At 26.4% G+C, this 21,296-nt stretch carries 24 protein-coding genes; 23 read left to right on the forward strand and 1 reads right to left on the reverse strand.

The window, feature by feature from the left end:
• Positions 1–4: 4 nt before the first annotated feature.
• From AAT22_RS08815 to hisE, 15 genes are all read left to right on the forward strand, one after another.
• Positions 5–1,141, forward strand: coding sequence for a DUF5808 domain-containing protein (locus AAT22_RS08815; protein ID WP_016206241.1), 1,137 nt, complete (start codon positions 5–7; stop codon positions 1,139–1,141).
• A gap of 27 nt (positions 1,142–1,168) precedes the next feature.
• Positions 1,169–2,251 carry a DUF5808 domain-containing protein gene (locus AAT22_RS08820; RefSeq protein ID WP_047000938.1) on the forward strand — a complete coding sequence of 361 codons (1,083 nt, stop codon included), beginning with the start codon at positions 1,169–1,171 and terminating at the stop codon, positions 2,249–2,251.
• Positions 2,252–2,330: 79 nt separating this feature from the next.
• The gene (locus tag AAT22_RS08825) at positions 2,331–3,131 is read left to right on the forward strand and encodes a YhfC family intramembrane metalloprotease (RefSeq protein WP_016206239.1); all 801 of its coding nucleotides are present in this window, start codon (positions 2,331–2,333) and stop codon (positions 3,129–3,131) included.
• A 194-nt stretch (positions 3,132–3,325) separates the two neighbouring features.
• Positions 3,326–3,796, forward strand: coding sequence for a GNAT family N-acetyltransferase (locus AAT22_RS08830; protein WP_047000939.1), 471 nt, complete (start codon positions 3,326–3,328; stop codon positions 3,794–3,796).
• 21 nt (positions 3,797–3,817) lie between these two features.
• Positions 3,818–4,321, forward strand: coding sequence for a GNAT family N-acetyltransferase (locus AAT22_RS08835; RefSeq protein ID WP_040436489.1), 504 nt, complete (start codon positions 3,818–3,820; stop codon positions 4,319–4,321).
• A gap of 128 nt (positions 4,322–4,449) precedes the next feature.
• On the forward strand, positions 4,450–5,592 hold the full coding sequence (gene hisZ / locus AAT22_RS08840) for an ATP phosphoribosyltransferase regulatory subunit (RefSeq protein WP_047000940.1): 1,143 nt from the start codon (positions 4,450–4,452) through the stop codon (positions 5,590–5,592).
• A complete protein-coding gene (gene hisG / locus AAT22_RS08845) occupies positions 5,582–6,214 on the forward strand; it encodes an ATP phosphoribosyltransferase (protein ID WP_047000941.1) in 633 nt (210 codons plus the stop codon). Before hisZ ends, hisG begins: the two co-directional genes overlap by 11 nt.
• Positions 6,215–6,228: 14 nt before the next feature.
• Entirely contained in the window at positions 6,229–7,515 is a 1,287-nt protein-coding gene (gene hisD / locus AAT22_RS08850; RefSeq protein WP_047000942.1) for a histidinol dehydrogenase, read from the forward strand.
• Positions 7,508–8,569, forward strand: a complete 1,062-nt coding sequence (hisC, locus tag AAT22_RS08855) for a histidinol-phosphate transaminase (protein WP_052953931.1) — start codon at positions 7,508–7,510, stop codon at positions 8,567–8,569. Before hisD ends, hisC begins: the two co-directional genes overlap by 8 nt.
• The gene (gene hisB, locus AAT22_RS08860) at positions 8,562–9,149 is read left to right on the forward strand and encodes an imidazoleglycerol-phosphate dehydratase HisB (protein ID WP_016206232.1); all 588 of its coding nucleotides are present in this window, start codon (positions 8,562–8,564) and stop codon (positions 9,147–9,149) included. Before hisC ends, hisB begins: the two co-directional genes overlap by 8 nt.
• A gap of 26 nt (positions 9,150–9,175) precedes the next feature.
• Positions 9,176–9,790, forward strand: a complete 615-nt coding sequence (gene hisH, locus AAT22_RS08865; protein ID WP_016206231.1) for an imidazole glycerol phosphate synthase subunit HisH — start codon at positions 9,176–9,178, stop codon at positions 9,788–9,790.
• A complete protein-coding gene (hisA, locus tag AAT22_RS08870) occupies positions 9,787–10,500 on the forward strand; it encodes a 1-(5-phosphoribosyl)-5-[(5-phosphoribosylamino)methylideneamino]imidazole-4-carboxamide isomerase (protein WP_047000943.1) in 714 nt (237 codons plus the stop codon). Before hisH ends, hisA begins: the two co-directional genes overlap by 4 nt.
• A gap of 8 nt (positions 10,501–10,508) precedes the next feature.
• The gene (gene hisF, locus AAT22_RS08875; protein ID WP_047000944.1) at positions 10,509–11,267 is read left to right on the forward strand and encodes an imidazole glycerol phosphate synthase subunit HisF; all 759 of its coding nucleotides are present in this window, start codon (positions 10,509–10,511) and stop codon (positions 11,265–11,267) included.
• On the forward strand, positions 11,263–11,595 hold the full coding sequence (gene hisI, locus AAT22_RS08880) for a phosphoribosyl-AMP cyclohydrolase (protein WP_047000986.1): 333 nt from the start codon (positions 11,263–11,265) through the stop codon (positions 11,593–11,595). Before hisF ends, hisI begins: the two co-directional genes overlap by 5 nt.
• Before the next feature lie 14 nt (positions 11,596–11,609).
• Entirely contained in the window at positions 11,610–11,936 is a 327-nt protein-coding gene (gene hisE / locus AAT22_RS08885) for a phosphoribosyl-ATP diphosphatase (RefSeq protein WP_047000945.1), read from the forward strand.
• A 102-nt stretch (positions 11,937–12,038) separates the two neighbouring features.
• On the opposite strand, the gene AAT22_RS08890 is transcribed toward hisE, so the two are convergent.
• Positions 12,039–12,806, reverse strand: coding sequence for a histidinol phosphate phosphatase (locus AAT22_RS08890; protein ID WP_047000946.1), 768 nt, complete (start codon positions 12,804–12,806; stop codon positions 12,039–12,041).
• Positions 12,807–12,948: 142 nt separating this feature from the next.
• Between AAT22_RS08890 and AAT22_RS08895 the strand changes: the two genes are divergently transcribed.
• The 8 genes from AAT22_RS08895 to clpX all read left to right on the forward strand — a co-directional run bounded on the left by AAT22_RS08895 (position 12,949) and on the right by clpX (position 21,278).
• Positions 12,949–13,290, forward strand: a complete 342-nt coding sequence (locus tag AAT22_RS08895) for a hypothetical protein (RefSeq protein WP_016206225.1) — start codon at positions 12,949–12,951, stop codon at positions 13,288–13,290.
• 15 nt (positions 13,291–13,305) lie between these two features.
• Positions 13,306–14,553 (forward strand): hypothetical protein, encoded by a 1,248-nt coding sequence (locus AAT22_RS08900; RefSeq protein WP_047000947.1) that lies wholly within the window; start codon positions 13,306–13,308, stop codon positions 14,551–14,553.
• 17 nt (positions 14,554–14,570) lie between these two features.
• On the forward strand, positions 14,571–15,899 hold the full coding sequence (locus tag AAT22_RS08905; protein ID WP_047000948.1) for a M23 family metallopeptidase: 1,329 nt from the start codon (positions 14,571–14,573) through the stop codon (positions 15,897–15,899).
• A 685-nt stretch (positions 15,900–16,584) separates the two neighbouring features.
• On the forward strand, positions 16,585–16,764 hold the full coding sequence (locus tag AAT22_RS08910; protein WP_016206222.1) for a hypothetical protein: 180 nt from the start codon (positions 16,585–16,587) through the stop codon (positions 16,762–16,764).
• 75 nt (positions 16,765–16,839) lie between these two features.
• Positions 16,840–17,640, forward strand: coding sequence for a hypothetical protein (locus AAT22_RS08915; RefSeq protein WP_047000949.1), 801 nt, complete (start codon positions 16,840–16,842; stop codon positions 17,638–17,640).
• A gap of 165 nt (positions 17,641–17,805) precedes the next feature.
• Positions 17,806–19,089 carry a trigger factor gene (tig, locus tag AAT22_RS08920; protein ID WP_016206220.1) on the forward strand — a complete coding sequence of 428 codons (1,284 nt, stop codon included), beginning with the start codon at positions 17,806–17,808 and terminating at the stop codon, positions 19,087–19,089.
• A 261-nt stretch (positions 19,090–19,350) separates the two neighbouring features.
• Positions 19,351–19,953, forward strand: coding sequence for an ATP-dependent Clp endopeptidase proteolytic subunit ClpP (gene clpP, locus AAT22_RS08925; RefSeq protein WP_016206219.1), 603 nt, complete (start codon positions 19,351–19,353; stop codon positions 19,951–19,953).
• 29 nt (positions 19,954–19,982) lie between these two features.
• Positions 19,983–21,278: an ATP-dependent Clp protease ATP-binding subunit ClpX gene (clpX, locus tag AAT22_RS08930; RefSeq protein WP_016206218.1), complete on the forward strand. Its 1,296-nt coding sequence runs from the start codon at positions 19,983–19,985 to the stop codon at positions 21,276–21,278.
• Positions 21,279–21,296: the final 18 nt, after the last annotated feature.

Here is a 21,296-nt window from a genome sequence, read left to right on the forward strand (position 1 = left end):
TTATATGGATACAATAATCAGTTGTGTATTAATGTTATTCTTAAGTCTAATATTATATTTTAGTGGGTTATATGTTAACAAATTTTCTAATAATGGAATTGTTTTTGGAGTAAGAGTTCCTAAGGAATATGAAAGATGTGAAGAGATAAAGATTTTAGAAAAAAAATATAAGAAAGCTTATATTATGTCAATACTTCCATGCACAATACTTCTAAATTTTATAGTTTTTATAATTCCTAAGCTATATATTTTTCTTATAGCAACATTTCTTTTACTAGTTCTTGTCAATATACCAGTAATCATATATTGGAAAAAGTTAAGTGAATTAAAAAAGGAAAAGAAGTGGGGAAAACTAGGAAAAAATGTAGTAGTAGTAGACACATCTATAAGAAAACCTAAAAATAATGAAGATATAGTTGGAATAAAAAACAAGCATTTTTTATTGATAATTATTGTGCCAATAATAAATATAATATTAACGTCTATATATTATAAAAATATTCCCGAAAAATTTCCTATACATTTCAATTCTTCAGGTGTGGCAGATGGATTTGCTTCAAAGTCAGGTTTATTAGGATTAATAAATTTAATGATGTTGCCTTTAATGGAGATAATAATGATTTTATTTTTTATGACTATAAATAAATTTGCTATCAATGGTAAAGTTGATATAAATAGTGGAACTTTAAGTGAAATAAAAGAACAAAGAAAAATATTTAAAGTATATAATTCATTTTTTTTATATAGCATATTGATTGAAATTGTAATTTTATTTTCATTAATTCAATTTTCAATAATATATAGCTGGAGTTCGAACACAATAAAGTTAATAAGTATAATATCTTTAATAATTATATTATTTACAGTAATAGTGATTACTATATTAGGTTATAAAATAGGTCAGGGTGGTAAAAATATAAAAATAAATAAGCTGGATGAAGAAATATATAGAGATGACGATAAAAATTGGATTTTAGGAAACTTTTATTACAATAGGAATGATCCAAGTATATTTGTAGAAAAGAGAATAGGTATTGGTTGGGATGTTAACTTAGGAAATCCAATAGGAATGTTTATAATGATTTTACCTATTATACTAATAATAGCAACAATAATATACTTCTTTGTAAAAGGAATATAAACGAATAACATAGGAGGTGTATTTGTTTTGGAAGGTTTATCAATTATTTTATCAGTAAATAGCTTTATAATAACTATGATTATTTTATCATACTATCTAAATAATTCTTCTAATAAAGGAATATACTTTGGTGTTAGAATTCCACAAAAATACCAAGGAGAAAATGAAATCAAAAGGTTAGAAAAAAATTATAAGAAAAACGTAATTTATTTATTTTCTATTTTAACAGTAATAATTAATCTCATTATAATTTTTAACTTAAAATCTAGTGAGTTTGTAATATCAATGATAATGATTATATCAGTAGTATCTATGCTTCTAGCTCATAGTATATTATTTGTAATTTATTATAAAAAAGTTAAGTTATTAAAAGAAATAAATAATTGGAATTATAAAACAAATAATGTTGTAGTGATAGATACTACTTTAAGAAAGCCAAAGAAAAATGAAAAGTATAAAGCTTTAAATGAAAAAATATTTTTAATACCAATTATAATTCCTATTAGTACATTAATTTTAACTGTATCAAGAAAAGAATATTTTGTAAGTGAAGATTTATATAAAATTTATAAAACACCTATTTATGGAATTATATTATGTATAATTATGTTTATACTAACTAAAATCACATTAAGTTCAAAGGTAGATTTAAATAGTGGAAGTATTCAAACTGCAGTAAAGAGAAAAAAGAAATTCAAAAGAGTAATTTCTATATTTTTATTTATAGCTGAAATAGAAACTATATTGTTATATTCCGTAATTCAAATTGGAGTAGTTTATAACTTTAACAGTATGCCAATAGAAAACTTAATTAATATTGTTATTTTAGTTAGTATGCTTATATTTATATTAATATTTATAATAATAGGACAGGGTGGAAGGAATATAAAAGAAGACACTGAAAATGATGACTTATACAAAAATGATGATGATAAATGGATTTTAGGAATGTTTTATTATAATAAAAATGACCCAGCATTCATGGTTGAAAAAAGAGTTGGTATAGGCTCTACAATTAATTTTGCAAATAAAAAAGCTGTAATTATTTTTATATTACTTATAGCATTGATAATTATTTTTTCTATACATGACCTAAAGTTTAGTTCTTAGGAATTTATTAAGTAAATATAATAATAGGAGGTAATTTCTATTACCTTTTCTATTACTATATATTTTAGGGGGAAGAATTATGGTTAGCAAATTATCAATTATGTTTATGATCTTTAGCTTATTAGTGAGTATAGCATTACCAATAGGAGGAATTATATTTTTAAAAAAGAAGTATAATGTTAGCTTGAAAGTATTTTTTATAGGTGCAGTAGCATTTTTTATTTCAGTACAAATTCTAGAAGCTCCAATACATTCATATTTCTTAAAGATGAATAGTTCAACGGCAGAATTTTTATTAAGTACACCAGCTGCGTATATGCTATATGGTGGACTTATGGCTGGAATATTTGAAGAAACTGCAAGATTTATTTGTTTTAAGTTTATAGTAAAAGAAAGAGATGTAGTAAGTGGAATAACATATGGAGTCGGTCATGGTGGAATAGAGGCAATATTAATCGGTGCAATAAGTAGTATAAATTCAATAGTTTATGCCACATTGATTAATAAAAATGCCTTTCAGTCAATGATGGAGGCTGCATTAGTGCCTAAGGATGTTATTAATAGCACTTATAGTCAATTTGTAAATAGTAGTTCTATTATATGGCTAATGCCAGGAATAGAAAGAATTATTGCAGTAATGATTCATATAGCTTTATCAATTATAGTATTATACGCAGTTAAAGAGAGAAAATATATTTATTATATTATAGCAATTTTATTACATGCAATAATAGATTTTCCAGCTGCGCTATATCAAGTGGGAGTAATAAAAAATGTATTTATAGTAGAAGGAATATTAGTTGTTTTAGTGGTTTTATTAAATATATATGTATTTAAAAATTTCGTAAGAAAGTTCAAGATTAATAATGAAATATTGTAAAAATAATAGTATAATATTATAAAAATATTAAATTTATAAGATTTCAATGAGACTATCATAAACAAGATAAAATTAAAAATGAATAGTTATTTATGTAATTTGTTTTAAATTACTAAAAACTTAATTTTGAAAACTCCCATGGGAGTTTTTTCAATAATTTTTAATTGTTGATAGCATACAAAGGGGGCAAATTTATGAAGAATATTTTGATAAGAAGAGCTAGAGTTGGAGAAGAAGTTAAAATATTAAATTTAGTTAAGGAAGTGCTAAATCTTTATGGATTAGATTTAAATCCAGAAGGTGAAGATCTAGATATAACAGATATATCTAAATACTATATTCAAAATAATGGGGATTTTGAAGTTATAGAAATAAATGGACAAATAATAGGAACGTATGGAATTTATAAGATTGATGATGAGACTTGTGAATTAAGAAAAATGTATCTAAAGCAGGAATTCCAAGGAATGGGTCTTGGAAATATTATGATAGAGAACTCTTTTAAAATTGCTAAAGCTCTTAATTATAGAAGAATTACACTACAGACGAATTCAGTTTTATATAAGGCTATAAAGCTATATAAAAAATATGGATTTGAAGACTTTAATGAAGAAGTATGTGCTAGATGTGATATAGCCATGGTAAAAGAAATTGCTCAATGTTAAGCATAAGAAGGAAGGGTAACAATAATGTATTATAATACTAAAATTGAAGATTTAAAAATAAGAGAAGCAATAATAGAAGATACTAAATTAATACTAAATTTAATAATTGAAATGGCGGAGTATGAAAAATTAGCACATGAAGTTGTAGCAACTGAAGAAAGTCTTGGTAAATCAATATTTATTAAAAAAAGAGCAAATGCATTAATATTGGAATTAGATGAAAAACCAATTGGATATGTAATATACTTCTTTAATTACTCCACATTCAATGGTGCATCTGGATTATATCTTGAAGATATATACATAAAAAAGGAGTACAGAGGAAATGGAATAGGGAAGGAAGTATTTAATCTTTTATTTAAAATAGCTTTAGAAGAAGATTGTAAAAGAATAGAATGGACTTGTCTTAATTGGAATGAACCTGCAAAACAATTTTACAAATCTTTAGGGGCATCACCTATGGATGAGTGGACAGTTCACAGGCTTACAGAAAATGATATAATTAGTTTAGTTCAAAAAAATTAAACTTTGCTTTAAGGGAAACCAATAATTTTTGGTTTCCCTTAATTATTTCAATTTTTTATTGACATATGGGAAAATTTGCTATACTATCATGATAACACTTTAAAGTGATAAAGTGAAGGGGGCTAGTTATGTATAAGAATATAATTCCAGATGGGACAAGGGATTTAACTAATGAAGAATGTATGAGAAAGTCAAAGGTAATAAATTCTATAAACAAGGTTTTTGACTTATGGGGCTATAAAGAAGTTATGACGCCAAGTATAGAATTTTATGAAAGTTTTAGATATGAGCATTCAGGTATTAAAGAAGAAAATGTTTATAAGTTTTTTGATTCTAAGGGAAGAATTCTGGCATTAAGACCAGATATGACTATACCAATAGTAAGGTTAGTTTCTACTAGATTTAAAAATATGAGTTCAGCAATAAAACTTAGATATTGTGCTAATATATATAAGGTTTTTGAAGAATTTAGCGGTAAAATAAATGAATACACAGATTGTGGAATTGAATTTATAAGCAAGGAAAAGGAATTTTCAGATTTAGAAGCATTGATAATTGCAATAGATTCTTTAAAATCCATAGGTATTAGCAATTTTAAAATAGAAATTGGAGAAATTAACTTTTTAAAATCAGCAATAGAAGATTTGTGTATTTCAGAAGAAGAAAAGACAACTTTAGCAAGGTTAATAGAAAAGAAAGAAATTGAAAGCTTAAATAAATTTTTAAATACAATAAATATAGATGAAAGCATAAAAAAATTCTTTTTAAATCTTCCATTAACCTTTGGTAGTGGCTTAGGGGTTTTAAGCAAGTATAAGGAAATGTCTTTTAATTGCAAGATGTTAAATAGTGTAAGGTATTTAGAAAAGTTAGCAGAAGATTTAAGAGTAATAGGTTATGATAAGTACTTGAGTTTTGATTTAGGTTTAACTCCAAGGCTTAGCTTTTATACAGGAATAATATTTAGAGGCTTTATAGAAGGTTCTGGTAATATAGTTTTAAGTGGAGGGAGATATGATAATTTAATTGGAAATGTAAAAAAAGATTTTGGGGCAATAGGATTTTCAATTAATGTAGATGAATTGGAGAGTATTTTAGATAATAATTTAGAAAAGAAGCTTAAGTACAATATAATTTTTAATGAAAGTAATAAAATAGAAGCTATAAAGAAAGGTTTTGAGTTAAGAGAAAAAGGCTTTGTAGTTGAACTTATTCCTTCAAAAGATGAAGAAAATATAAATATAATTGAGGAGGAGTATTATGGGTATTAGTATAGCTTTAACTAAGGGAAGACTAGAAAAGGATACAACTAAGATATTGCAAAAGGCTGGTTTTGGAATAGATGAATTAAAAGATAAGGGGAGAAAACTTATTTTTAAGGATACTAAATATGATGTAAGTTATTTTTTAGTAAAGGCAAGTGACAGTATAACTTATGTAGATCATGGAGTTGCAGATATTGGGGTAGTAGGATTAGATACATTAAATGAAAAAGAGCATAGCTCCTATGAATTAATGAATTTAGGAATAGGAAAGTGTAAGTTTATAGTAGCAGCAATGCCAGATAAAGATTTATTTTCTATGAAAGGTCATATAAAAATAGGGACAAAATATCCAAAAGTAGCAAAGGATTATTTTAAAGCAAATAACATTGATATAGAAGTAATAAAAATAGAAGGTTCAGTAGAACTTGCACCAATACTAGGTTTGTGTGATGGAATTGTAGATATAATGGAAACTGGTACAACTTTAAAGGAAAATGGACTTGTAGTTTTAAGAGAAATAAAAGATATAAGTGCAAGATTAATTGTTAATAAGGCAAGCTTTAAGCTTAAGCAAGAAGAAATTAGCTTTGTATTAGAAAAAATAAGAGATGTTATAAGCAATAAATAAAGGGGACAAGGGCTATGGTGAAATTATTTAATTTAGCAGTAAATAATGAAGAAGAAATACTAGAGATAATAAAAAATAGGGAAGAAGATTTAGATGTTATAAATGATGTAAAACTTATATTAGAAGAAGTTAAAAAAGATAAGGATAAAGCATTAATAAAATTTAATAAGCTTTTTGATAAAGTGGATATTACTAATTTAAAAGTATCTAAAGAAGAAATAAATGAAGCTTTTAACTTAGTAGAAGAAGATTTTATTGACGCTATTAAAGGCTCAATAGAAAATGTTAAAAAATATCATGAAAAGCAAGTTAAAAATGGATACTCTATAATTGAAAAAAACGGAGTTTTTATGGGACAATTAGTAACTCCACTACAAAGAGTCGGAGTTTATGTGCCAGGGGGAACAGCATCTTATCCTTCATCTGTAGTTATGAATGTTATACCAGCTAAAATAGCGGGAGTATCTGAAATAGTTATGGTTACACCACCTAAAAAGGATGGAAGTATAAATCCATATATATTAGTAGCAGCATCTTTAGCAGGGGTAAGTGAAATATACAAGGTAGGTGGAGCTCAATCAATAGGAGCTTTAGCTTATGGAACTGAAACTATAAAAAATGTTGATAAAATAGTTGGACCAGGAAATATATATGTTGCGATGGCTAAGAAATTAGTGTTTGGAACTGTTGATATAGATATGGTTGCAGGACCAAGTGAAATATTAGTTATTGCAGATGAAAACTCAAATAGTAAATATATTGCTGCAGATTTAATGTCTCAAGCAGAACATGATAAAAGAGCAGCATCTATATTATTAACTACTTCAGAAAAACTTTATAATGAAGTTTTAGAAGAAATAAATATTCAAATAAAGGATTTAGAAAGAAAAGATATTATAGAAGAATCATTAAAAAATTATGGAATGGCAGTAATTTGTGAAGATATAAATAAATGCATAGAACTTTCAAATAAAATAGCACCAGAGCATTTAGAATTAATGATAGAAAATCCATTAGAGTATCTTGGTAGTGTAAAAAATGCAGGCTCTATATTTTTAGGTTATTATTCTCCAGAGCCACTTGGAGATTATTATGCAGGGCCAAACCATGTATTACCTACTAATGGAACAGCAAGATTTTCGTCACCTCTTTCAGTTGATAGCTTTATAAAGAAAAGTTCATATCTTTATTATTCAAAAGAAGAATTACAAAAGGTATCAAAAAATATAATGATTTTAGCAGAAAAAGAAGGCTTAACAGCCCATAGAAATTCAGTGAAAGTGAGGGTTAACAATGATTAAAGATATTGGGGTATATTCAGTAAATAATGATGAAAAGATAAGATTAAATGGAAATGAAAATCCAGTTGATTGTAGTGAAGAGGAAATTAGAAATATAATTAGTAAGTTATTAAAAGTAGAGTTAAATAGATATCCAAATACTGATGGAGATAAAGTAAGAGAAGCTTATGCTGACATTTTAGGTTTAACTAAAGAAAACTTAATAATTGGAAATGGATCAGATGAAATGATTAACTTAGTAATAAGTAAAAATATATCAAAGGGAGATAAAGTGCTTACATTAACTCCAGATTTCACAATGTATGATTTTTATACTGATTTAAATGATGGGAAACTAATTAAGTATGATATTGATTTAGAAAATGGTGTTGATATAAATAAGTTTATAAATAAAGGGTTGGAAGAGAATGCTAAGTTAGTTATATTTTCTAACCCAAACAACCCAACAGGATATGGATTTAAAATAGATGAAATAAAAAAGGTATTAAATGCATTTAGAGATAAAGTTGTTTTAGTGGATGAAGCTTATTTTGAATTTTATGGCGAAACTATGGTTCCTTTCATTAATGAATATGACAATTTAATAGTAACAAGAACACTATCAAAGGCTTGGGGACTAGCAGCTATAAGAGTTGGATTTTTAATATCAAAGGTTGGAAATATAAAGAAATTAGAAAAATACAAAACACCTTATAATGTAAATTCCATATCTCAAGAAATTGCGATAGAAGTTCTAAAGAATGAAAAAAGATTTAAAGAAAATTTAGATATGATAATTGAAGAAAGAGAAAACCTATATAACTCTTTATTAGATATACAAGAAAAAGCAAATGAAAAAGATATAGATATAAAATTTTATAAATCTAAAGCAAATTTTATATATGGAAGATCTAAAGAAAAGGAAAAGATTATTAATGCTTTAAATAATAATGATATAATAATTAGAAATTTTAATGATGATGGCTTTAGAATAACAGTTGGATTATCAAGTGAAAATAAAAAAGTTTTAGACTTAATTGATAAAGCTTTATTTGGAGGTGAAATTTGTGAGTAGAATTTCTTCTATAAAGAGAGAAACAAAAGAAACAAAGATATTATTAGCAATAAATATAGATGGCGAGGGAAAAAGTGAAATAAATACTCCAGTAGGCTTTTTTAATCATATGCTAACTTTATTTTCATTTCATAGTGGAATAGATATAAATCTAGAAGCTACAGGTGATATAGATGTATGTGATCATCATCTAGTAGAAGATATAGGTATATGTATAGGACAAGCTTTAGATAAGGCATTAGATAAGAGAGTTGGGATAAAGAGATATGGAATGAGCTATGTACCTATGGATGAAGCTTTAAGTCAAGTGATTTTGGATTTAAGTGGAAGAAGCTTTTTACACTTTGATTGTGAATTTAAAAGAGAACAAATAGGGAGTTTTTCAACAGAAATGGCAAAGGAATTTTTTAGATCTGTAGCAAGCAATTCTAATTCTACTATTCATGTTAGAAACTTATATGGTGAAAATGATCATCATAAAATAGAAGGTATATTTAAGGCTTTTGGAAGAAGCCTTAAAGAAGCAGTAAGTTATGGTGAGGATAAGAATAAGATTTTATCTAGCAAGGGAAATTTATAGTTTATAGTAAGGAAAAGGGTAAATTTATGATTGCTGTTATTGATTATGGAATGGGAAATTTAAAAAGTATAGAAAATGCTTTGAAATTATTAAAAATAGAAGCTGTTATAACAAAGGATAGAGAAATAATAAAAAAAGCCAAGGCTATAATATTACCAGGAGTTGGTGCCTTTAAGCAAGCTATGGATAATTTGAAAATCAATGATTTAGATAAAATATTGCTACAAGAAGCTAAAGATGGTAAATACCTTCTTGGAGTTTGTCTTGGAATGCAAATTTTATTTGAAAAGGGTTTTGAAGGAATGGAATGTGAGGGACTTGGACTATTAAAAGGTGAAATTAAAAAGATAGAGCCAAAGGAAAAGGTTAAAATTCCTCATATGGGATGGAATAAATTAATTATAAATAAAGAAGATGAAGTTATTGACAACTTAGGTGGGGATAAATTTATCTATTATGTTCATAGTTTTATGGCAACAGAATATAAAGATGAGGATTTAGTTGCTTATTCTAATTACGGTGGTGTAAAAATACCAGGAATATTTAGATCAAAGAATATAATAGGTATGCAATTTCATCCAGAAAAGAGTGGAGAAGTTGGGCTAAGTTTATTAGAAAAGTTTGGGGAGATGATATTATGATAATAATTCCAGCAATTGATATTATAGATGGTAAGGCAGTTAGGCTATATCAAGGAAATTATGATAAAAAAGACAGCATAAAAGGAGAAGTTTTAGAAATAGCTAAATCCTTTAAAGATGCAGGGGCTGAGCTTATTCATTTAGTAGATTTAGATGGAGCAAAGGAAGGAAAGCTTGTAAATAAAGATTTAATTTTAAATGTTGTTAAAACCTTAAATATAGATGTAGAAGTTGGAGGCGGAATTAGAACCTTTGAAGACATTAAAGCTTTAATAGATGGTGGAGTAAGAAGAGTTATCTTAGGAACAGTAGCCATTGAAGATAAGGAATTATTAAAAAAAGCTGTAGAAGAATTTAAAGAAAAAATTGCGATAGCTATAGACTTTAAAGATGGATTTATATGCACAAAGGGCTGGATAAATAAAAGTAAAACTCACTATATAGATTTAATAAAGGAAATTAAAGAGTTAGAAGTTACAAATATAATTGTAACTGATATAAGTAAAGATGGAACACTAGAGGGACCAAATGTAGATATAATAAAGGAAATAAGTGAAATTACTAATATAGATATAACTTCATCTGGAGGAATAAAAAATATAGATAATATAATTACTTTAAATAAGCTAAATATTTATGGATGTATAGTAGGAAAAGCTATATATTCAAAAGATGTAAATTTAAAAGAAGCTATAGATTCTGTAAAGTAGGTGAAGTTATGCATACTAAGAGAATAATACCATGTTTAGATGTTAAAGACGGAAAAGTAGTTAAAGGAATTAACTTTGAAGGACTTAAAGAAGTTGGAGATCCAGTAACACTGGCAGAAGAATATTATATTCAAGGTGCTGATGAGATAGTATTTTTAGATATTACTGCTACGCATGAAAAAAGAAAAACAATTGTTGAATTAGTAGAAAAGGTATCTGAAAAAGTTTTTATTCCCTTTACTGTAGGTGGAGGAATAAGCAATATAGATGAAATAAGAAATATTTTAAGAGCTGGTGCAGATAAAATAAGCTTAAATTCGGCTGCTATAAGAAATAAAAACTTAATTAAAGAAGGAGCTTATTACTTTGGAAATCAATGTATAGTACTAGCTGTTGATGCAAAAAGAGTAGAAAAAAATAAATGGAATGTATTTATAAATGGTGGAAGAATTGATACAGGAATAGAGTTATTTAGCTGGATAGAAGAAGGGTACAAACTAGGAGCTGGAGAAATACTATTGACTTCAATGGATGCAGATGGAACTAAAAAAGGGTTTGACTTAGAACTAACAAGAAAAGTTAGTGAACTTGTGGACATTCCAGTTATAGCATCAGGTGGGTGTGGAAAAATAGAAGATTTTAAAGATGTATTTATAGAAGGAAAAGCAGATGCAGCTTTAGCAGCTTCCTTATTTCACTATGGAAATTTAAAAGTTAAAGATGTTAAAGAATATTTAATAAAAAATGATATTGGGGTTAGGTATTAATATGGAGTTTGATATAAATTTAATAGATTTTAATAAAGGAAATGGTTTAGTTCCAGCAATTATTCAAGATTTTAATACTAAGGAGGTATTAATGCTTGCCTATATGTCAAAGCAAAGCCTATTAAAGACCTTAGAAACAAAAATGACTTGGTTTTACAGCAGAAGTAGAAATGAGCTTTGGAATAAAGGAGCTACTTCAGGGCATATTCAAACAGTTAAAGAGTTAAAAGTAGATTGTGATTTAGATACAATACTAGTTTTAGTAGAACAAAAGGGAGCAGCTTGCCACACTGGAGAAAGAAGCTGTTTTTATAATAAGGTTCTATAAAAGGGGGATTATTCATGGAGAACATTATACTTGAATTATATGAAGTAATAAAAGAGAGAAAAGAAAATAGAGATGAAAGTTCTTATACAAGCTATTTATTTAATAAAGGAATAGATAAAATACTAAAAAAACTTGGAGAAGAATGTACTGAAACTATAATAAGTGCAAAAAATGATAATAAAGAAGAACAAATACTTGAAATAGGAGATTTAATTTATCATTTACTTGTAACAATGGCAGAGCTTAATATTTCAGTTGAAGAAGTTGAGGAAGAGTTAAAAAAGAGAAGAAAGAAGATAAATAATTTAAAAGGTGAAAGAAGACAAATAGAAGAAATATGATTTTGTAAAAACTACTATGATAAGAGTTTTTGGCTAGGTTTTAATAATTTTAAACCAACCAATAACTCTAAAGATTAGTAGTTTTTAATTTGCAGCAATATTTTAAAAAAGCTCAAGTTTTCTTTTATTAAAATAAACACCTTGCAAATTTAATGTGTCTAGAAAGCCTAAGGCTATATCAAAATTTCTAGAAATATTATTTTGTATATGTGAATCAGATCCTAAAGTAACATATTTTCCGCCTAAATCCCTATAAAGTTTATAAATGTCTAGTAAGGCATCATTAGATTCTTTAATATGAAGTCTTGAAGTATTAAGTTCCAAGACCTTCCCCTTATTAATAAGGGTTTTGAAAATCTCAGCTAAAATATCTTTAAAATCAGCTACTAAAATTTCCTTATTATCAAATTTACAGTATCTGCAAGGATAATCTATATGAGATAATGAATCAAAGTTGTTATATAATTGAACACATTTAAGCATGTCATCAAAATAAAAAGAGAAAAAATCTTGCTTATTATATCCTTGGTTAATATAATCACAATAAATATCTAGGCCTTTAACTGCATGGATAGAGCCTAAAACAAAATCAAAATTAGGGTTAACACCTATTTTTTCGTTTTCTATAAGGGTATTTTCAGTTAATCCTATTTCTATTCCTAATTTTACATTATGTGATCTATATATTTCATATTCCTTAAAATACTCATTGATATCAAATCTAAACTCATCTTTTACAGGATAGTCTAAATCCATATGATCTGTTATTATAATTCCTATATTTTTTTCTTTTGCTATATTAATTGCATCTGTTATTTTCATAGTACTATCAGTAGAAAATTTAGAATGCATATGACTATCAAAGATCATAAAAACCTCTCCTTAAATATAAAATATTACTTTTAAATTATAACATACATTTATTGTTAGTTTACTATTATATAAAATATCTTGATTAATATTATTAATAAATATAAAATTAAATTAAAAATATAAATAAAGGTGTGTTTTTATGGAAAAATTATTCGAAATAAAGGATTTAGTATTTTATAAGGAAGATTTTTTAGATAATTTAGATGAATTTGAAGATATAATAGATATTATACAAGAACTTAGTGCTAATCTTACATATGAAGTAATAGAAGTTGTTGGCCAAAATGAGTGTTGTGAAAAGACAAATAAAAACTACATAATCGAAATACCAGGTTTTTTAGATGAAAATGATGAGTTTTTAACCAAGGAAGAGATAGAATTACAATCAGCATCAGGAGTAGAAAGAGTACTAGATTTATTCGTTATAAGAATATATAAGTGCTTAGAATGTAAAAAGTGGATAATAGATATTTTAGAGTAAAGAGAGTTGATAAATTTGAATAAATTTAACAATTTATTAAATTATTTAAGAGAATATTTATATTATTTGAGGGAAGATATAAAAGAATTAAGATTTAATAATATAAAAGAATTTCTAGTAAAAAGAAAAATAATATTTGTAATTCTTTTAAGTTCTATTTTTATTATTACTTTTAAGATATATAGTTATGAATCATCAAAAGATATTGTGTTGAAAAATTTAGAAATAGCTTTAAAGGAAAATAAACCTGAAAAGATATATAAAAAAGTAAAAGTTAATAATAAAAAAATAAGTAAAAGTGATTTTCAACCATTATCTGATTATTATTTAGATTATCCAGCTAAAATTGACGACTTAATAAATAAGCTAGATATTTATGGAGAAAGTAGTTTTTTTTCTTTAAAAAATGAAAAAAGATTATTCTTTGATAATTACAAAGTAGAAATAAATCCAATTGATATAAAAATAAACACAAATTTTAATGAGGCTGAGATTTATGTAAATAATTCAAAAATAGAATCAACAAAAATAAAAAGAAGTCTAATTCCCGGGAAATACATAATAAAAGCTGAGTTAAATACATCTTATGGACAAGTAGTTGAAGAACAAACAGTATTTGCAATGCAAAATGAGGAGTATAAGTTAAATTTAAATGCTATAAATATAAATTTAACATCGAATTTTAGTGATGCAGATGTATATATAAATGATATTAATACAAATAAAACTGTAAAAGAAATAAAAAATTATGGACCAATACCAATAGGGAAAAATATTGAAATATACTTAGAAAGAAAATTTCCATGGGGAATAATAAGAAGCGATAAAGTTAAGGTAGATGAATTGCCAAATATCAATATAGATATTAATATGGTCAATGATACACTTACAACTGATATAGCTAAATTTATTAAAAGTTTTTATGATAGTGTTTTTAATGCTTTAAATTCTAATAATTACTCTTTAATAGAGAATTCAAGTGAGGAGACTAAAAACAAGATTTATGATAGCATAAGAAAAGAAAGTTTATTTTTAAAAAATAATTATGATATTACTGAATTAAATACAGAAGTAAAAAGCAGTGAGTATTATTATGAAAATAATACTTACAAAGCTAATATGGTTATTAATTTAAATTATAGTATAAGCAAAAAGCTTATGCCATTTATAAAAAGTAATGTTGATGAAATGTTTTTAACTCAAATTCAGTATGTTGATGAAAAATGGCAAGTAATTGATGTGCAAAAGTTTAACTTAGAATAAAGGTAGGTGTATTATAGGTGAATAAAAAAATAAAAATAATAACCTTAGCTATTGCAGTAATTTTTTCAAGTAATACCTTAGCATTAGCTGATAGTACAAGCTCTCTACAAGATAAAATAAATCAAAATCAAAATGATATAAATAATCTAGAGAATGAAAAAAATCAGATAAATGGTGAACTAGAAAATCAAGCTAATGATTTACAAGGAATACTAAATCAAATAGATGCAAAAAGTAAAGATTTAGATAGTGCAAAGGCAGAAGTAAATTCTTATCAAATTAAAATAAATGAAGTGCAAGCTGAAATAGATAAGATAAATAATGAAATTTCTACTGCAGAAGAAGAAATAAAAACTAGAGAAAATCTTATAATACAAAAAGAAGAAGAAGGCAAAAAAATAAAAGAAGCTTTAGATCAAAGAGTTAGAAGTTATTATAAAATTGATATAACTTCAAATTACATATATATGGTATTAAAAAGTGAAAATATAATTTCTTTACTTAATAATATAGAGAATGTATATAAAATAATAAGTTTAGATAAAAGCTTAATGGAAGCTGCTAAAATTCTTCAAAAGCAATTGGAAGAAGAAAAATTTGAGATTTCAAAAAATTTAGAAAAAATAGAATTAAGTAAAGAAGAAATAGTTGCAAAGCAAGATGAACTAAAGGAAGCACAAAAAGAGTTTTTAGTAAAGCAAGAGTTTCACCAAAGTAAGATGAATGAACTTTATGGATTAGAATCGCAGAAATCTAATTTAATATCTTCTCTTACAGATAAACAAGAAGAACTAGAAGATAAAATTGGAGATTTAGTTTCATATAATAAACAATTACAACAAGAATTAGATAGTATATTTGATGAAATAAATAATGGAAATAATGGTGGGGGAAATAATTCTGGTGGAGAAAATTCAGGTGGAGAAAATTCAGGTGGAAATGGAATACCTGGGGATCCAAGTAGCGAAACATTTTTAAGACCAGGATATGGAGTTGTAACTGACGAATATGGGCCAAGAACAAATCCAGTAACAGGAGAAGCAGGATTTCATACTGGTGTAGATTTAGGTGATCCTTCTGGTGCGCCTGTTGCTGCATCTAAAAGTGGTGTAGTTGCTTATTCAGGATGGATATCTGGATATGGGGAAACTGTAATAATTGACCATGGAAATGGAGTTCAAACTTTATATGGACATAATAGTCAAAGGTTAGTAAGCGTTGGACAAACTGTAGCAAGAGGTGAAACAATTGCATATGTTGGATCAACAGGTATGAGTACGGGTCCCCATATTCATTGGGAAATAAGAATTAATGGACAACATATAAACCCTATGCAATATGTTTAAAAAAGGCCGAAAGGCCTTTTTTTATAGCGAATAATTGATAGTTAGTGATAAAATTCTCCATTATCAATTATAAAAAAACCTGTACAAGAAAATTGCACAGGTTAAAGGGTTTTATGTTCATTTAAGAAAGGGAATAAATGAACATATGTGGGGTTTTATTAAAACTGTTAATAATAAATTATTAACAGTAGTATGGGCATTTTTATAATGAAAATATATGTAATAAATAAAATAATTGTAAAATTTATATATTTATTATATTATATTTTGTCAAAAAATCCAATAGTTTTAAAAAAAAATATCGAAAATAAGATATTTTCGGGATATATTAGAATTTTATAAAATAAAAACATAGAAAAATAAATAAAATCTACCTTATATCAATTAAAGTCTAAGTTTCAAATAGTAAGTACTGAATACTTTGGGGATTAAACACATTTACAATTCAACTAGTATGAAATCCTATCTATGGAAGCTCATCTGAAGTAGATGTAATCATATATTTTATACTTGGTACCTGATCGTATACCTGTTCCATGTTACATCAAATATAAAAACAACTGTGCCTTGTGAACTGTGAACTAATAAATTGTTCAGAAATTTATAGTTATTTAACATTGTATTATTTTAATTGGGTAGATAATTAATAAAAACATATATATAATAGAAGTTGAGGTGATATATATTGATAGATTTAAAAAAGGAAGAAATACTAAAATCTACGCCAGATTATGAAGACTATACTGAAAATGAAGCAAAATTATCAGTAGAAGAAATGCGAGAACTTGGACTTTTAAAATGTGGTGGCTGTTGTAGTAGTAAGAATGGTAAATCATCCTGTGGTTGTAAAAGTAAAAGAAAATAACATATAAATGTATTTTATTATAAATAAATGTAAATGCTTTTAATATAAATTATAAATTAAGGGGAGGTATTAGGTGTGAGAAAACCTAGCATATTCAGCAGAGATTATGAGAGAAGAATGAGAAAACGAAGAAGAAGAATAGCTCTTATCTCAATATTAGGACTTATTATTATTGGAATTGTATTTATGAAAATTGCTATGAGTAGCATAAATATGGATACCTTAAGAAATAAAGTTCAGATGTGGATTGATGAAGATGATGCTACTAAAGAAGAAGATAAAAATATTAGCGATTTAGAAGATAATGAAGATAATCAAGTGGTTGAAGAAGCACCTAAAGAACCTGAGATAAAGCTTATAGAATTTAAAGTTAATGATAATATTATAGTAAAAGCAGAATATGAAGATATAAATGGAGCAATTAAGCTTAAAGGAGTAAAGGAAGCACCAAGTAATATTTATTATTCTATAAATGCAGGGAAAAATTTAATTTTGACCATAGATGAAAAGCAAAATATGAAATTTTTTAATATGGATAAAAAAGAAGTTAATATAACAAAGGATAAATATACAGCACCAAATGGTGAAGTATTTAATAAAGATTCAGTTATACAAACATATAATGGATACTTATGGAATGTAGAGGCAAAGTTTATAAGTGATACAAGTGTTGCATATATAAGCAATGTGCCTTACTTTGGATATGATTTAAATAAATATGTATGGGTTGTAGATTTAAGTAATAATAATCATAAGACATTATGGAACTCCAAAGGAAAAGAAATAAAATTTGGAGAATTAAAAGAAAAAGGATTAGAAGTTGTAATTGATGGCAATGTTAAATATGTAAATGTTAATGGCGAATTAACAAATTAACTAAAAGTTTAAATGTTATCAATACAAGAATAATTCAGTTAAGAATTGAATATTTATTACAACTTATATAAACAAATGTTTGAAAGTATTTGATATTATATGGTATAATAACCTAGTTATATCAATTATGATAGAATCGTACTATTTTAGGAGGAAGAGTATACAATGGAAGCTAAAATGGAAAAAATAGAGAAAAACGTTATTAAGTTTGAAGTAAAGGTTGAAGCTGGAGAATTTCAAGAGGCTATAAAGAGAGCTTACAATAAAAATGTTAAGAATTTCAATGTGCCAGGATTCAGAAAAGGAAAAGTTCCTATGGCTATAGTAAAAAAATATTATGGAATAGGAGTTCTAATTGAGGATGCAGTTAATTTTGCAATAGACTCATCATATTCAAAGGCATTAGAAGAAAATAATATAGTTCCTGTTGATTATCCAAAGGTAGATGTAATAACAGCAGAAGAAGGAAAAGATTTTATATATACTGCTGAAGTTACAGTTTATCCAGAGGTAGAATTAGGAGAATATAAAGGTTTAAAAGTAGAGAAGCCATCTTATGAAGTTACAGAAGATGCAATAAATGAAAAATTAAAAGAAATGCAACAAAAAAATGCTAGAATTGAAACTAAAGAAGCTGGAGAAGTAGCTACAGGAGATACAGTAGTTATAGATTTTAAAGGATTTATTGAGGATGTAGCATTTGAAGGTGGAGAAGGAAAAGATTATTCACTTGAAATAGGATCAGGTTCATTTATAGATACTTTTGAAGAACAATTAGTTGGATCTAAGGTTGGAGACGAAGTAGAAGTTAATGTTACTTTCCCTGAAAACTATGGTAGAGAAGAATTAAATAATAAAAAAGCAAGATTTGAAGTTTTAGTAAAAGAAATAAAAATAAAAGAATTACCAGAAATAGATGATGAATTTGCAAATGAAGTATCAGAATTTGATACATTAGCAGAATTAAAAGAAGACATAACAAAGAAATTAGAAGAAACTAACAAGAACAGAGAAGAAAGAGAACATGAAGATGCAATAATAAAAGCTGTTGTTGAAAATGCAAAGGTTGAAATTCCTGCTGTTATGGTAGAAAAAGAAATAGATACAATGGTAAAGAATTTAGAACAAAGACTTCAATATCAAGGATTAAACCTAGAACAATATTTCCAATTTACTGGAACTGATGAAGCGAAAATGAGAGAATATATGAAAGAGAATGCTGAAGTTAAGGTAAAGACAGATTTAGTTTTAGAAGCTATAGAAAAAGCTGAAAATATAGATGTAACAGAAGAAGAATTAAAGGAAAAAGCTAAAGAAGTTGCAAAAATGTATTCAGCAGAAGAAGATGAAAAGCTAGTTGATTTATTATTAAATGGTCAAAGAGCAGCGCTTGTATCTGATGTTAAAGTAGCAAAAACTATAACATTCTTAGTTGAAAATAATAAATAATATATAAAAAATAATTGCCAGAATAAAATTCTGGCAATTATTTCAAATATTCATTAACAAAATAAATAAAATCTTATATAATTTAATATATATATATTTCAATTAATAATATAAATCATTACAGTTTTATAAAATTAATAAACCTATTGAATGAAATAGTAAAATTGAAAGCATATATTTTTAATTTTTTATATAATTAGTTTTTACTAATATGGATATATTATAAAAGAAGGTAGAAAATAGAGAAGGAGGGAATAAGAAATGAGTTTAGTTCCTATGGTTGTAGAGCAAACTAGCAGAGGAGAAAGATCTTACGATATTTTTTCAAGATTATTAAAAGATAGAATAATTATGTTAAGTGGAGAAATTGATGATAATACTTCAAATTTAGTAGTATCTCAACTACTATTTTTAGAAAGTGAAGATCCTGATAAGGATATTTATATTTACATAAATAGTCCAGGAGGGTCAATAACAGCAGGAATGGCTATTTATGATACAATGCAATATATTAAACCAGATGTATCTACTATATGCATAGGCATGGCAGCATCAATGGGATCATTTTTACTTTCATCTGGAGCAAAAGGAAAAAGATTTGCGTTACCAAATAGTGAAATTATGATTCATCAACCTCTAGGTGGTTTCAAAGGTCAAGCAACAGACTTTGATATACACGCAAAGAGAATATTAAAAATAAAAGAATCTTTAAATAAAATATTAAGTGAAAATACTAATCAGCCTCTTGATAAAATCAAAGCAGATGTTGAAAGAGATTATTTTATGTCAGCAGAAGAAGCTATGAATTATGGGTTAGTGGATAAGGTGATTACTAAAAATGATAAAGGTAGCAACGAAATATAGTTCTATCTTAACCTAAGCGAGGTGAATTTATGGCTAAATACGATGATAAGAAACAATTGAAATGTTCTTTCTGTGGAAAGAATCAAGAACAAGTAAAAAGATTAATAGCTGGACCAGGCGTATATATATGTGATGAGTGTATAGACTTATGTTCTGAAATAATAGCAGATGAGTTTGAAGAAAGCATAGAATTAGATACAACAAGTGTACCTAAACCAAATGAAATTAAAAATTATTTAGATCAATACGTAATTGGTCAGGAGAAAGCTAAAAAATCATTATCTGTTGCGGTTTATAATCATTATAAGAGAATAAACTCTAATTTAATGGATGATGATATAGAACTACAAAAGAGTAATATTCTTTTATTAGGTCCTACAGGTTCTGGTAAAACACTTTTAGCACAAACATTAGCTAAGTTTTTAAATGTTCCATTTGCTATTGCAGATGCAACTACACTAACGGAAGCTGGATATGTAGGGGAAGACGTAGAAAATATCCTATTAAAATTAATCCAAAACGCTGACTATGACATAGAAAGGGCAGAAAAAGGAATAATATATATAGATGAAATAGATAAAATTGCTAGAAAATCTGAAAATCCATCTATTACTAGGGATGTTTCTGGAGAAGGAGTTCAACAAGCATTATTAAAGATACTTGAAGGAACTACTGCCTCAGTACCGCCACAAGGAGGTAGAAAACATCCTCATCAAGAATTCTTACAAATAGATACATCTAATATCTTATTTATTTGTGGTGGAGCATTTGATGGAGTAGATAAAATAATAGAAAAGAGAACAGAAAAAAGTTCTATAGGATTTGGAGCAAATATAACATCTAAGCATACTAAAGATATTGGTAAATTACTTAAGGATATAATGCCAGGGGATTTATTAAAATTTGGACTTATACCAGAGTTTGTTGGTAGATTGCCAGTTGTAGTAACTTTAGAATCATTAGATAATGATGCTTTAGTTAATATATTAACTGAGCCAAAGAATGCTTTAGTTAAACAATATAGAAAGCTTTTTGAAATAGATAATGTAGAGCTAGAATTTACTGGTGAAGCATTAAAAGCAATTGCTGATGAAGCTATAGAAAGAAAAACTGGAGCTAGAGGATTAAGGTCTATAGTAGAAGAAATGATGACTGATGTTATGTTTGAAATTCCTTCTGATGAAACAATTTCAAAAATTGTTATAAATGAAGACTGCATAAAATCTAAAAAAAGCCCAGAAATTATAAGGTTATCTGAAGGTGAGGTAAGACCTCAATTAAAGGCTAAGAAAACCAAAAAAAGAAAAGGTATAGAAACAGCTTAATATAAGAACATCTTATTG

Source organism: Clostridium sp. C8, from assembly GCF_001010885.1.
Classification (GTDB): domain Bacteria; phylum Bacillota; class Clostridia; order Clostridiales; family Clostridiaceae; genus Clostridium; species Clostridium sartagoforme.